Annotated in this window: 3 protein-coding genes; all 3 read left to right on the top strand. The window is 33.8% G+C overall.

The annotated features are described in order from the left end of the window. The first annotated feature begins 52 nt into the window (after positions 1-52). Genes Q0998_RS13480 through Q0998_RS13470 form a run of 3 tightly spaced genes read left to right on the top strand, consistent with a single transcriptional unit; the run spans position 53 to position 15,309 of the window. On the top strand, positions 53-2,149 hold the full coding sequence (locus tag Q0998_RS13480) for a gliding motility-associated C-terminal domain-containing protein (protein WP_299670582.1): 2,097 nt from the start codon (positions 53-55) through the stop codon (positions 2,147-2,149). Between the two features lies 1 nt (position 2,150). Beyond that, positions 2,151-4,121 (top strand): PorP/SprF family type IX secretion system membrane protein, encoded by a 1,971-nt coding sequence (locus tag Q0998_RS13475; protein ID WP_299670580.1) that lies wholly within the window; start codon positions 2,151-2,153, stop codon positions 4,119-4,121. A gap of 34 nt (positions 4,122-4,155) precedes the next feature. Further along, positions 4,156-15,309 carry a T9SS type B sorting domain-containing protein gene (locus Q0998_RS13470; protein ID WP_299670578.1) on the top strand — a complete coding sequence of 3,718 codons (11,154 nt, stop codon included), beginning with the start codon at positions 4,156-4,158 and terminating at the stop codon, positions 15,307-15,309. Positions 15,310-15,312 lie beyond the last annotated feature (3 nt).

Below are 15,312 nucleotides of genomic sequence, written 5' to 3'. Positions count from 1 at the left end.
TAAAAAAAGAGTCCCTATAACTTTTTTATTAATTTTAAGTACGCTTTTATTAGTGTCTCAAGAATTTGAGAAACCAATATTGAGTTACTCTTATGCATGCGCTAGTGCTAGCTTTAATTCTTTTGAAGTAGCAATAGCATACACCAACGCTTCTTTTAACAATAACAACACTTTTACGTTAGAGTTGTCAGATAAAAATGGCGATTTTTCATCACCAGCTATTTTAAAGACCATTTCTAATCAAAATGCATCTTTTAAGTTTACAACTACTTTTCAAATACCCACCAATGTGCATGGAACAGGGTATAAACTTAGAGTAAAATCTTCTTCACCAGAAAAAATGAGCCCAGAATCAGCTGTTTTTGAAGCCTATTATATTACTTCAGAAAGACTCATTTTAAATAATTATACAGATGTAATTCTTTGTGATGGTGCTACCAAAACATTAGCATTAAATATTACAAATGCCTCTAAATATCAATGGTATAAAGACGGAGTTAAATTCTATTTAGGAGGTTCAACATTAGAGGTTACAGAACCGGGTTTGTATTACAGTGAAATATTTTATGGTTCTTGTTATGCTGCGGTAATCTCTAATATTGTTGAAGTCATAAAATTTCCTGGAGTTGAAGCAGAGATAAAAGGAGATGCCATCGTTGAAGTCTGTTTAGGAAGTTCTCATACCTTAGAAGCTTCCGTAAATAATTCAGATTATAGCTATTCATGGTATAAAGATGGTGTTAAAGTTGCTTCATTACCCAGTTATTCGCCAACATATACAATAACCAATAGCAGCGATTTAGGTACGTATTATGTAGAAATAGAAAATACTAACGGATGCTTGGGAACTTCAGAAGAGGTAACTGTTAAAGAAACGAGTACAAATTTTTCGATTGCTGCAATTTCAGAAACAACCACCTTTATTCTTGCGGGTGAAACAAAATCGTTAAAAATAGAGCATACTGCAGTGAATGCTTCCGTAAAATGGTTTAAAGACAGTGTTGAGATTGCAAATAGTAATAAAAATCAAATTGAAATTACAGCACCAGGAATTTACAAAGCAAAAGTTACGGGTGGAAGTGTTTGTGCAAGCAGTGAAGAATCACCAGAATTTATAGTGAACGACATTGTTTCTTTAACGACAGAAATACAGATCGATTCAAATTATACTTCTTGTCAATCTAGTGCAGCAACCTTAGCAATCCACACTATTTTGGTGAGAGATTCAGAAAATAAAGAACATACCTTAACAGCAGATCAATTTAACTATTTAGATTTTAAATGGTTGAAAGATGGTACGATTTTTACAACTAGTTCAAGCAAAGACTTGCTTTTAAATAATTATGATGAAAATGGTGTTTATGCTTTAGAAGTAACTTCAGGCAGTGTAAAAGCTAACTCAAATGAAATTGATGTAAAATTGAATTTACCAACTGTTTCGATAACTTCCTCATCGATTTCAAATATCATTTGTGAGGATGCTTCAATTCAATTAAGTACCTCTAATAATACAAACTATACCTATCAATGGTTTAAAGATAATACCATTATACCGAACGAGAATAACGCAATTTTAGAGGTATTAGCATCGGGTAATTATCATCTTGAGGTAGTAGCTTTTGGTTGCAAAACTACATCAGAAGAAATCATCATAAAAGAATTTGACGAGTCTGTAGTTACCATAGATTCGCCACTAACTGTTGTTTTAAATTCGGGGGAAACTAAAATCATAAATGCTAGTGGTGCAGATGCTTATGAGTGGTTAGATGATGATGGGAACGTGTTAAGTTCAGTCGCTTCTATAGAGATTAGCAAATCAGGGAGCTACAATCTATTAGCAAAAGTAGAAGATTGTGAAGTTTTAAAAATAGTAACTGTTTCTGAAATGGGGGAAGAAACAGTACCAAATGCGCTTACTTTAAACGGAGATGGTATCAATGATACTTGGGTGTTGTCTAACCAATATTCATTTAATGCAGACGTAGAAGTAGCCATTTACGATGCCAATGGTAGATCGCTACTAAAAACAACAAACTATCAAAACGATTGGCCAAAAAACATGGCTATTTTAAAAAACCAATTGTTTTTTTATGTCATCAAACGAAAAAACGAAACGATAAAAAAAGGAACTATTTCAGTCATCAAATAATATGTTTAAAACCCCCATATATAGTGCATTTTTAATTTTATGCGCCACGAGTATTTTTTCACAAAGTACTCAAGAAGAATTGTATAATAATTTTTCTTCACATAACTTTTTAAAGCACAATCGTTTCTTTTTAAACCCCACTTTTTCTGTTGCTAGAGAAAACACAACCTCTTTAAGTTTTTTAAGTAGAAATAAGTTTTCAGATTTTGATGATTCTCCTCAATTGTACGTAGGAAGTTACTCAGGAAGAATTAGCGAAAAAGTAGGAGTTGGTTTAGGGGTTTTTCAACAGAATTTTGGCATATTTAAGAATTTTGGAGTGCTTTTAAACTATGGTTATCAAGTAAAACTGAGTGATAAAAATGCACTGGCATTCGGTTTTAATTTTATGTACTCAAGAAACGGAATTGATCGCAGCAAAATTGTGGTCACCAATCCAGATCCGTTTTTAACAAATTTTCAAGAAAGACCTTTAATTAACTTTCAACCCGCGGTAAATCTTACTTTGGGGAGTTTTGATCTGGGCGTTTTCTTTGAAAATTTAATAGATTATGATTTGAAAGCCTATGAATTTATTACCCCTTTTTCAGAAAAAACAGTTTCAGGTCATTTCATGTATACAAAACCATTTAAAAATAATGGTGGATTGTTAAAAGACGGAAAACTTCAATTGTTAAGTATTGTTAGGAAGCCCGGTGAAAATACCACTAGATTTACGGGAAGTCTACTTCTAGATTTGCCTAAAATTGGTTGGATTCAATCTACATACGATGATTTCTACGGAACAGCTTTAGGAATTGGATTTAATATTTCCGAGAGAATTTCGATAGGTTTTGTCTACGAACAAGGAAAAAATAACTTAGGCGTTACCAACGAAATAGGATTGACCTATAATTTCGGGAAACAAGACTATGCCAAATTAAATGATTTAGAGGCAACAGGTTTAGATATTAATACTGCGGGTTTAACTCAAAAAGAATATAAAGAAAATCAAAACAACGCTAAAAAAGAAGCGGTTGATAAAATTATAGACACCTATAAAATTCGTCAAGATTCTATCAATGAAATTCAGAAAAAAGAAACGCAAAGAAAGCACTTACAATTGCTAAGACTCATCAAAAGCAACCAACAGAATACTGCTGTAGAAATTGTTTCAAACAAAAAGAAAGACACCACACTCGAAAAAACGGAGTTTCTAGAGAAAAAAGAGTTTACTACACCAAAAAAGATACTTCCTAAAGTTGTTCCGAAGAAAACACCTATAAAAAAGAAAGCAGTCCTTCTTGAAGAGCCAAAAATAAATCCATTAAAAGCTACATTCCCAGCAGAAACTCCTAATGGATATTTTGTAGTTGCAAATTATTATTCAAGCGAGAACAATGCAATTGCCTTTACCAAAACAATGAAAGATAAAGGCTTTGACGCAAAGTACTTTAAGCATCCTAGAAGGAATAATTATTATGTGTATTTAGCTTCTTTTGGTACAAATAGCGAAGCTCAAAAAGCAGTAAGTTCAAAATTAAATAATCGCTATACAAAGTTATTATCTATTGTGAAAGTAAACGAAAATAGCGTAGGTGTAATTCCTGTGAATAGCGTTTATAAAAAACCACAACAACCAAGAAAAATTGTTACAACTAAAAAAACAATACCAAAAAAGAGGATAAAAACCTCCACGGTAAAACCGAGCATAAATAAGCCCGCTAAATTTAAAATAATGAAATCTGGTAACGGTTTAGAGCCAGGTTATTACTTAATTGTAAGTGTTTTTTCTAAAAAATCTAATGCAAATAGGTTTATGGTACAATTAGCTAACAAAGGCTTAAACCCAGCATTTTTTATCTATCCAAGAAATAATTATAGGTATGTCTATTTAGACAAAAAAGAGTCAAAGAAAGAAATATTAGAAATATACCATTCTAATCTAAATGGAAATTATAAAGAAGATAAATGGGTCATGCATATAAAATAAAATAATATCAATTAAAATTCATAATCCCCTAAGTATGAAAAAATTATTACACCACAGCAAGTGGCTACTGCTTTTGCTAATAGTGCAAACAGTTAGCCTAGAGTTTTATGCTCAAACGAAAAGTGAAACTTCCACAAGTGCTAAAAACGTTCCGTTTACACAAAGATTAGTAAATGGAGGCGTTAATTTAAAAGGAGACATTTCCTTTATAGCAAATAACATTGTCAGTAAAGATCAAGGTGGTACAGTACCAAATGATAATTATAACGGCACTAGTGAAGGAAACAATAAATTAAATCTTAATTATATTGATATAGATGGAGATGCAACCACATTTTCATCAAGTAAAGCTCAATTAAATCTACCAAATTGTTCTAAAGTTGTGCATGCAGGTTTGTACTGGACAGCCGTATATCCGTATAGATACTGGGACACTAAAGAGGCTAGAAGTAGTGATTTTAACAAAATTAAATTTAAACTTCCAGGAGGTAATTATCAAGATATTATTGGAGATATTATTTTTGACGGACAAACAAGTACAGAGGCAGAAAAAGTAGTGTACACCTGTTACAAAGACATTACTTCTATAGTAAGTGCTTTAGGTGATTCAAACGGAGACTATTATGCAGCAAACATAAGAGCAACAGTAAGAGGTACCAGTAACACGGGTTCTTCAGGAGGTTGGATAATGGTGGTGGTTTACGAAAACCAGACAGAGCCAAGTAGAAGAGTTTCTATTTTTGATGGTTTTGCAAGTGTTCAAGGAGGTTCAAACCCTAAATCTGCAGAGGTTTCTTATTCGGGTTTTAATACCATTCCTGTAGGCCCTGTAAAAGCTAGAATGCTAGTAGCTGCTTTAGAGGGTGATTATAATTTGAAGGGAGATCAATTTAAAATGGAAGATGTGAATGGAGCTTATCAAGACTTGTTTACACCCAACTTAAATGCTGCTACAAATTTCTTCAACGGTTCTATCACTATAGATGATACTTTTCAGGTAGGAAGAGTTCCCAGCAGTCAAAATACCCTAGGGTTTGATGCAGATTTGTTTACTGTTAATAACGTGAATAACAAATTAATTGCAAATGATCAAACCAGTGCAAAGGTACAAATGACTTCTAAAGGAGATGGGTATTGGGTTTTCTTAAATGCAATGAGTATAGACATTATTGAACCAAATATCGAATTAATTAAAACCATAGATAACGGCGAAGGGGTAGATATTGGAGGGAAAAATGTGGATTTAGGAGATTTAATTTGGTACAATGTAAGTTTTAGAAATAAAGGAAATGATGATGCTTTAGGTGCTGTTTTAATTGACAGGCTTCCCAAAAATGTAGATTTTTTAGAGTCAGAATTAATCCTTCCACCAGGTGTTAAATATACTTATGAACCTCCCGTTTTAGCGAATGAATTTCGAGGAGTTTTAAGGTTTACGATTCCAAATGGTTTGGTAGAAAAAGGAGATCCAGCCTATACGATTCGTATCAAGACAAAAGTGGTAGAAAATTGTAACGAGTTAAGAGATGTTTGTTCAAACAAAATAGAAAATCAGGTAATTACAAGTTATACAGGAAAAACAAGCGGAATTTCAATCAATGAAGATCCCAGTTTTTATGGTGTAGATGCTTGTAATATTGGTTTAGAAGGGCCATCAAATTTTTTAGTAGATGTAGACGGTTGTAAATATGAGCGTGATGAAATTTTATGTGCAGCAACCGTTACATTAACAGCCGGAAGTGGTTTTTTATCTTACGAATGGAAAAATGAAAACGGAGTTGTTATTGGGAATTCTCAATCAGTAACAGTTTCAAGTACGGGAAGATATACCGTTGATAAAATTGCGCCAGTGGGTTGTATTAGTACTTCTGAAATTGTAAACGTTAAATCTTTTATTACGCAAGAAAATCCATTGTTAGCCTATGCAGATGAAATAAAAACCTGTCCTAATGATGGTTCAAAATTATCTGAAATATATTTGTGTGGAGACGGGAGTATCAAAGAAATAAAAACAACAATTTTTAATTCAAATACCATTTTATGGCAAAAGTTAGATGAAACTTCTTGCGGAGCAGTCACCAACTCAGATTGTGCAAATGTAGACAATGCATGTACTTGGAATACGGTAAAAACAGAGAACGATTTTACAGCAGATGCACCAGGGCAATATCGTCTAGAAATCCGTTCTCAAGGTGGTTGTTTTAAAAGATTTTACTTTAATGTTTTTAAAGCAACGATAGACCCAGCTGTTATTACAAAAGATATTATTTGTGGAACTCCAGGAAGCATCACCATTAATAATGTGCCTGTAGATTACGAATACAGTCTAACCAATAATGTGGGCTCTTACCAAGATCGTAACGTTTTTGATGTAACTTCAGCAGGCAGTTATAATGTATTTATCAGAAAAAAAGGAGGATCCATAACTTCTTGTATTTATTCTTTAGTAAATATAGATATTGTAGAAAAAGATATCGACGTAAAACTAATTACGCAGCCTATTTCTTGCTCAGACTCTACAGGTGAAATACGAGTGCAAGTAGATAATATTGCTGGAGATTATACTTATAAACTATACAAAGACGGCAACTTGTTGTCTACGGTTGGTCCCATAGCAGATAATGATTATAGTTTTGATGTTTCTCAAGCAGGTTTTTACAGTGTAGAAGTAACAGCATCTAACAGTTGTAATTTTATTGGTGAGGTAACTTTTACCAAGCCAAGTCCATTAGATTTATCAGCAACTGCCACTAAAAGCATTAATTGTTTAGACGGAAGTATAGAATTAAATCCCTCAGGCGGAGTTCCAATCTATAATTTTGCCATTTGGTCCTATAATGGTACTAATCTTTATAGCGATGCTGATGCAATTCCGGTTTCAGATTTCTTTACGTCAAGCACAATTGCTATTCCTTTAGGAAAAGAAGGGATCTATGAATATTTGGTGATGGACGCTAACAATTGTTGGACGATTTCAAACCCAGTAACTATTTCTAAAGAAGACGATTTAGCATTTAATGAAACTGTAAATAATAGCACTTGTTATGGCGAAAATAGTGGAAGTATCAATGTAAGTATTCAAGGAAGTAATTTAGGATATAGCCTAACCTATAGTATTGACAATGGTGTAACCTATCAAGGAAATGGCATTTTTAACAATCTAGCTCCAGATACGTATGTTATTAAAATAAATGCTGCAAAAGCGGGAGAAACCTGTACTTATGAACGTAGCATTTTAGTAACAGAACCCACTGAAATTGTTGGGAGTGCAAGCTTAACACAAGATTATACCTGTACTACAGATGGCATCATCACTTTTGATATGCCTTCAGGAGGAAAAGCACCGTATAAATTCAGTATAGACAATAGTAATTATGTTACTAACAGCACTTTTAATAATTTAGGTTCAGGAATTTATACCGTTTCTATAAAAGATGCAAATAACTGTGTTTTAAATTTACCAAATATTACTATAAATCCACTGCCAACTGCACCAAATGGAACAGCAAATGTTGTGTATGCATGTGATGGTAAAGGCACAATTACAATACTGCCTACCAATGCTCTTTATACTTATAGTTTTAATGGAGGTGCGTTTTCGTCAAATACTATTTTTACGAATATTTCTGAAGGAAGCTATCCTATTGAAATTAATTACGGCAGTAATTGTACTGAAACTATTGTTGTAGAGGTGTTGCCAAACAATACGTTTAAAGGAACCGTTTCTAGTGTTTCTGATGCTACCTGTAATGGAAATTCAGACGGAAGCATTACCATAAATGCAGAAAATTTTGGAAGTAATTTTGAGTATGCTGTAAACGGGGGAAGTTGGGTTGCTGCTACAAGTTCACCAATCATATTAAATACACTACCTCAAGGAAATTATGCCATCCAACTAAAAAAAGATACCTGTATTTTAGATTTAGACACACAAATTATTTCTGAACCATCAGTAGTTACGGTTACGGCAACTATTACCAAAAACCTTTCTTGCGGAAGTTCTGACGCAACAATAACGCCTAGTGCTGCTGGAGGAAAGGCACCCTATGAATTCAGTATCGACAATGGTACAACCTGGCAAACTCAATTTACGAATCTTTCTTCAGGAATTTATACAATAAAAGCAAGAGATACAAACGGATGTTTGGCAACAACAGATGCTGTAATTCAAATTAATACACCAGTTACGTTACAACATACCGCTACGAGTGCGCAATGTTATACAGGGAACAACGGAGAAATTTCTGTAAATGTCACCCAAGGAAATGGAGACTATACATTTAGAATTAATAATGGACTTTGGTTTTCTCCAGATGTAGCGACTCCAAATGCCTATATTTTTAAAAATTTAGTTCCCAATACCTATACTATAAATGTAAAAGATGCTTTAGGATGTGAATCTGTAATTTCTAATCATACCATTTATCCGCAGTTAAATGCCAGTATTTTAACTACAGATATTTCCTGTACTTCAGGAGCAATTTCTGTAACGGCTTCAGGTGGAAATGGCGCTTATGTATATGCTTTTGTGGATGCTGGAGTTTTACCTACAAATGCTGATTTTGGAAATACAAACAACAAAACTATTTCGATTGCAGGAAATTATGATGTGTATGTAAGAGATCGATCTGGAAATACTGGTTTTTGTGAATTCATAAAAACAGTTACCATTCATAAAACACCAGATTTAAATGTTATTGCTACAGCAACAGACCCAAAATGTTTTGGTGAAAAAGGAAAAATTGAAATTGCTATTTCTGGTAGTAAAGCTCCTTATTCGATTGAAGTAAATGGCTCTAATGGTTATACAAACACGACGGTATTCTTTTATGGAACTTTAAAAGAGTATGTAAATTTATCCGCAGGAAATTATACAATTGAAGTTACAGGTGCTGATGGTTGTTCAAAAACAACCAATGCTGCTGTTATAGAACCTTTGGATTTGGAAGCAAATATAAAACCGATTGTTCCAGATTGTACCATTACAGATCCAACTCAATTTGGTTTTGAATTTGAAGTAACAAATTCTTACGCTCCTTATATTTTAAATTATAGTTCAGACAATGGAGCAAATTGGAGTACAAATCCTGTTTTTTTGAATAACCCTTCAGGAACAAAGGTATTTCCAGTTATCAGATTGTTAGAAACAGATGGAGTTACAGTAAGATGTGAAAAAGTTTTAGATCCGTATACAATTCCCTACCCAGTTTCTAATTTAGTTGTTAGTACAGCTCCAGGAGGAAGTTGTGTAGATGGTTTTAATGTAACAGTAGAAGCGCAAGATGGTGTTGCACCGTATCAGTTTGCAATTAATTCTACAACAGATTGGCAGACGCCTATACCATCAACATCGTTGCAATATATTTTTGATAATCTAACACCAGGGCTTAATTATACTTTTTACGTAAAAGATGCTACGGGCTGTATCAAACAAAATGATACAAATGTGTATGATACGTTTACTCCAGATATTGCAATTACTGGAAACGTAACAAAAGATGCCTGTGCAACTTCAGATACTGGTGAAATTGAGTTTTCTATCGATGATGCTAAAAATCCTTTAAGTGGTATATTAAATTGGAATGTATTTGATAAAACAACCAACACTATAATTTCAAACGGAAGTCAATCAAATACAAATAACATTACAGTATCTAACTTGGCCGCCGGAGATTATTACTTAGTACTTACAAATGGCGCTTCTTGTTCTTGGGGAAGTTTAGATGTTAGCGTTAAAAGAGGTTTGGAAATTACTGGTGTGGCGGTTGTAGCAAAAGATATTACCTGTGCACTTCCTGGAATTATAGAAATCTCAAGCATTTATGGCGGATTTGGAAATTATGAGTTTACACTTTCAAGTTCAAACTTTGTTTCGACAATAGTAACTACAGATTTGTTTATAGAAGTTCCGTTGTCAAATTTAGTGGATCCAACAATTTCTTCAACAGTATTAATTTCAGTAAAAGACGCCTCTGAATGTAACAAGGTTTTAAATTCGGTAACACTTAATGTTAGTGAAAAACCAACCATCTCAACTTTAACTGCGAATAGTTGTGATAGTAACAAAACAATTACAGTTATTGGAGCCAATGGTTTAGCACCTTATTTTTATTCTATCGATAATGGGGTAAGTTATGTTTCAACTTCAGTATTTGAAAACTTAACCCCAGGAGACTATCAAGTAAAAATAAAAGATAGTAACGCTTGTGAGAGTCCTGCTGAAACTGTAAAAATCATTCCTGAATTAGATTTTATAGGAACGGTTACTAAAAATTTAGATTGTTCTTCATCACCTAATGCAGAAATAACGTTAACCGTTACAAGTGGTTCTGGAGATTATGATTATGAAGTTTCAGACGGTCTTGGAAATATCGTTTTTTCTAGAACCAATTTGCTTAATAATCCAGAAATAATTAGTGTTTCAAACGTAACATCATATCATATTACTGTTTTTGATAACGCCCTTGCTACGGGAAGTTGTTTTAAAACCATTGAGGTAGAAATTCCAGAGAGATTACTTCCAGACTTTACGTACACGGTTACTAACAGTGTTTGTAGTGGCAGTAATTCTGGCAATATTTCATTCCAAAATTTAAACAGCAGCCTCACCTATACGTATAGTATTAGTCCTGTTTCTGGAACTTTTGATACAAGTTCAAACAGTTTTATAGATGTTGCTCCTGGAACTTATACCATTACCGCGTTAAGTTCTAATGGGTGTAATGTTGACAAAACAAACGTGAATATTTTAGAATTTAATCCAATACTAGTTCCAACTCCAACGGTTACAGAATTTAATTGTTTGGTTGGAAATTCTGGCGAAAACGCAAGTATTTCTATTGATAAAACAGCCATTTCTGGTGGAAGTGGTTCATACACTATTTTCGAATTTATCGACACAAAAGGAACAGTAGCCACAACAGATGATGAAGTTGTACAAAAAGGAAATACCAGCACTTATTATTCAACGAATAAAAACGGAGGAGCATATCGCATTAACGTGTATGATTCTTTGGGTTGTATGGGAAGTACAAATGCTATAATTCAGCCATTTTCAGAAATTACAGGGGCGTCAATTACTATTGATAAAGCTTTAGATTGTGCTACAGGAGAACATATTTCTATAAATTATACATCAACATTACCAATAGCAAATATTAGTTATGCCGTAGTTGGTAAAAACGGATTTTCAGAAACGAACAATACGGGTGAATTTTTCAATTTAACAGAAGATGTGTATACAGTTACTGTAAATAACCTAACAACAGGATGTAGTTTACAGCGTACACATCAAGTTTTAGAAATTACCCCTTTTAAGTTAACGGTAAATAAAGTAAATGATGTGAGCTGCTTTGGTGCTAATACGGGTGAAGTTACTTTAGATTTTAGCACAACAACACCATATTCAGATGCGTATAATTATGAAATATTTGATAATAATAGCGGAATCACCACCTCAATTTCTGGCACAGGAACGGGTGTAACGTCCATTAATAATTTACCAGCAGGAGCATATTATACAGTAGTAAACATGTCGAATACTCCTTTTTGTGAAGTTACTTCTGAAGTATTTACTATTGAAAATCCAATGAATCCTTTAGATTTTTTTTTCGTAGAAACTCCTATAAATTGTTTAGTTGCAAATAGCGGAGAAATTTTAATAAACGCAAAGGGAGGTTGGGGAGATTACCAATACAAAGTAACCACTACGTCAGGAACTATAATTCAAGATTTTAGTAATAATAATTCAATAATTAATTTATCATCAGATGCTTATAATGTCATTGTAAAGGATAAAAATGGATGTGAAGTTCTAAAAAATAGTGTTTTAGAAGCACCAACACCTATACAAGCAACGTTAGTGGAAACGGTATTAAATAGCTGTGCTGGAGAGGCTAGTGCAGCAATACAAGTAGCTGTTTCTTCTGGCGGACAAGGAAATCCTCCAAATTATTTTTATCAAATTCAATTAGACGGGCAAACAATTTCAGCAAAACAATCCTCAAATATTTTTACTGATTTAGCTGCAGGAAATTATACGGTTACCATTTCTGATGATTATTCTTGTGATTTACAATTGCCAATTACGATTAATGAACCAAATAAGGTTATTATTGAAGCCAATATAACAAGTTCAGTTTCTTGTTTGACAGAAACCGCTTCAGTTACTGTTTCCGCAAATGGTGGAGCTGGAAATTATACCTACAGTTCAGATGGAATCAATTTTGGGAATAACTCAACTTTCAATTTAACTCCAGGAGATTACCAATTCTATGCAAAAGATGCAAATGGTTGTACTTCAGAAACATCAGCAATTATTAATATTTTACCAGTAACACCACTTTCGGCGACGCTTAATTTAGACGTTGCGTTGGTAAGCTGTGCGAATGAAAACACCGCTGTTCTTTCTGCAAATGCTTCTGGTGGTTTGGGTAATTATTTCTATGAATTATTAGAGGATACGAATGTGGTAGTTAGACCACAACAAACTTCAGAAATTTTTGACAATCTTGGTTCTGGAACTTACAAAATTAGAGTTACCAGTGAAGATTGTGAGATCACTACAGCAACACACACAATTGTTGATCCAGTTCCGTTAGAATTCACTGCTCCAATAGCGGTTACAAACATTACCTGTTTGGGATCAAATGATGGTTCTATCACTATAAATGCTCAAGGTGGAACAGGAAACCTAATTTACAGTATAGATCAATTAAAATTTGAAACTTCAAATACATTCAGCAATTTATCTGCAGGAAATTATGATGTTATTGTGCAAGATGAAAGCGGTTGTTTTATTCTACAAACCGTAACAATTATGCAGCCTACAGCCTTAACGGCAACGGCTATAAATGTGAAGCAAGAAACGTGTTTTGGAAATGCAGATGCTTCTTTTTCTGTAGCTATTGTTGGTGGAACAGCGCCGTATAAAACAAAATTAAATGGGGGAGTTTTTATTGACAATCAGGTAGCTTTTAGCAACCTTACAGGAGGAAAAACGCATGTTGTTTTTGTTGAAGATAGCCAAGGTTGTGAAACTGTAGTTATTGTAAACCTAGAAGAAGCTGTTGATTTAAACTTACAATCAACAACAGCGGTAGATTGTACAAATTACCTAACAACTATTTCTGCGACAATTGATGCTGCTTATGCGAATGAGGTTACTTTTTCTTTAGATGGAAGCACGCCTCAAACGAATGGAGAATTTAAAGATATTGCTTCTGGAAACTATACTTTAACAGTAACTCACGAGAACGGATGTATAGTAACCGAAGAGATTGTAATAAATAATCCAGAACCATTAATTTTTAATGGACCCGTAATTAAAACTGATGTTTCTTGTTTTGGCGAGAATAATGGAACAATTACTATAAATGCCCAAGGTGGAACAGGAAACCTCATGTACAGTATAGATCAATTAAACTTTGAAACTTCGAATACATTCAGCAATTTATCTGCAGGAAATTATAATATAACTGTGCAAGATGAAAGCGGTTGTTCTATTTTACAAACCGTAACAATTATGCAGCCTACAGCCTTAACGGCAACGGCTATAAATGTGAATCAAGAAACATGTTTTGGAAATGCAGATGCTTCTTTCTTTATAAATATTGTAGGCGGAACTGCACCGTATAAAACAAAATTAAACGATGGAGTCTTTATTGACAATCAAGTAGCTTTTAGCAATCTTACAGGAGAAACAACCCATGTTGTTTTTGTTGAAGATAGCCAAGGTTGTAAAACTGTAGTTACTGTAAACCTAGAGGAAGCTGTTGATTTAAACTTACAATCAACAACAACAGTAAATTGCACAAATTATTTAACAACTATTTCCGCGACGGTTGATGCTGCTTACGCAAGTGAGGTTACTTTTTCTTTAGACGGAAATACGCCTCAAATTGATGGAGAATTTAAAGACATTGCTTCAGGAAGTCACACTTTAACAGTAACACACACAAACGGATGTATAGTAACCGAAGAAATTGTAATAAATAATCCAGAACCGTTAATTTTTGATGGGCCGGTAATTGCAACCGCTATTTCTTGTTTTGGCGAAAGTAACGGAACAATTACCATAAATGCAAAAGGCGGACAAGGTGATTTCTTGTGCAGTATAGACGGTGTAAATTTTAAGAGTCAGAGTGTATTTACCAATTTAGCTTCAGGAGTATACGAAGTTAGCGTCAAAGACAATTTAAATTGTGAGCCAATTACACAAAAAATAACTATTGCAGAACCCTCAGAATTAAAAGTAGCATTAAAAAATATTGTTGAAGAAACCTGTGTTGGAAATTCGAATGCTTCTTTTGAGTTGGATATTTCTGGTGATGAAGCACCGTACGAAACGAAGTTAGAAAATGGTGCTTTTGTAACAGGACAAACGCTATTTTCGAATTTAGAAGGAGGTAAAACCTATGCTGTAACGGTAAAAGGTAAAAACGGTTGTGAAAAAAGTATCGATGTTTCGCTGAAGACAGCAGTAAATTTAAATGTATCTGCAAATGTAAGTTACACTTGTGAGGAAGGAGCCTCTATTGTAGCAGCGGTTAGTAGTGCATATCAAAATCAAATAACCTACACGCTAAATGATACAAGTCCAACAACTGATGGTAAGTATTCTAATGTATTGCCAGGAAAATATAGGGTAAAAGCGGTGCATGAAAATGGTTGTTCCGTAAGTACCGAAATTGAGGTAGAAAAGTCTGTACCTCTAGAGCTTACCATAGATACCAATACAAAAAATACTTTAATTGCAGACCCTATTGGGGGTTCTTCACCCTATACGTATAGTTTAAATGGAGGTGATTTCGACTGGGACAATACCTTTATAATTAATGCAACAAGAACCTATACCATCACCGTAAAAGATGCAAAAGGTTGTGAAGTTTCTGCGGCTGTTGAAGGTGTGTATATCGATATTTTTATTCCAAATTTCTTTACCCCAAATAATAATAATGAAAACGATTTTTGGTATCCAGAAAGAGTAGAGGAATATCATGAAATAGAAGTTTCTGTCTATGATAGGTATAGTAGATTGTTAAAAGAGTTTAAAGGGATTCAGCAAGGTTGGGACGGAATTTACAACGGCAAACCCATGCCTTCTGGAGATTATTGGTATGTAGTTTACTATAAAGACATTCTTGGAGACAAGAAAAAATTAATTGGAAATTTCACCCTTTATAGATAAGCA

Origin of the sequence: uncultured Polaribacter sp. (genome assembly GCF_947501385.1) — a bacterium.
Taxonomy (GTDB): domain Bacteria; phylum Bacteroidota; class Bacteroidia; order Flavobacteriales; family Flavobacteriaceae; genus Polaribacter.
The sequence above is the reverse complement of the archived record's forward strand: the minus strand, read 5'-3'. Positions and strand labels throughout refer to the sequence as shown.